The organism is Microvirga sp. KLBC 81, assembly GCF_003075415.1.
In the GTDB taxonomy this organism is placed as follows: Bacteria; Pseudomonadota; Alphaproteobacteria; order Rhizobiales; family Beijerinckiaceae; genus Microvirga.
Genome location: NZ_QDAH01000295.1, coordinates 1 through 808 on the forward strand (window position 1 = coordinate 1; position 808 = coordinate 808).

Annotated in this window: 1 protein-coding gene; it reads left to right on the forward strand. The window is 59.8% G+C overall.

All coding sequences use genetic code 11. The features are described from left to right. Nucleotides 1-55 precede the first annotated feature (55 nt). Entirely contained in the window at nt 56-751 is a 696-nt protein-coding gene (locus DC522_RS33845; RefSeq protein ID WP_116532736.1) for an IS6 family transposase, read from the forward strand. The last annotated feature ends 57 nt before the right edge of the window (nt 752-808 follow it).

The following is an 808-nucleotide window of genomic DNA, read 5'->3' on the forward strand; positions in this document are numbered from 1 at the left end:
GGCATTGTCACGGGAACGGCTAACGGGTCGGGCTGATGCATGGTAGGGCAGGGGGATGCAACTCATCTCCTATGCTCGCCACCAGTTCCCGCCTGAGATCATCCAGCAGGCGATCTGGCTCTATCTTCGTTTTACCCTCAGCTATCGCGACGTGGAAGAACTCCTGGCTGAGCGAGGGCTGGAGGTTTCCTACGAGACGATCCGGCAGTGGGTGCTCAAATTCGGACCAGCCTTTGCCCACAACCTGCGTCGCCTGCGACCCAGACCTACTGGAACCTGGCACTTGGACGAGATGGTGATCGCCATCCAAGGTCGACGCCTGTATCTGTGGCGAGCCGTGGATAGCGAGGGCAAGATCCTGGACATTCTCGTACAGTCCCGCAGGGATAAGGCCGCCGCCCTGAAGCTCATGCGCAAGCTGCTCAAGAAACAGGGCGTTGCTCCGAGCGTACTGGTAACCGACAAGCTGCCGTCCTACGGAGCAGCCGGACGGGAGTTGGGGCTTTCCGCCCATCATGAGCAGGGCCTACGCAAGAACAACCGCGCCGAGAATTCGCATCAGGTGGTGCGACGACGAGAGCGAAAGATGCAGGGCTTCAAGTCGCCTGGATCAGCTCAGCGCTTTCTCTCCACCCATTCCGCCGTTTACAACACCTTTAACCTCCAGCGCCATCTGATCTCCCGCCGGACTCTGCGCCTCTTCAGAACAGAGGTGGCAAACCATTGGCATCAGGCGACAGTCGCGGCCTGAGAGGTCGAGGCTTGCGGGGCTTTACTTGGGCCCAACCAAGTTCCTGTGACAGAGCCA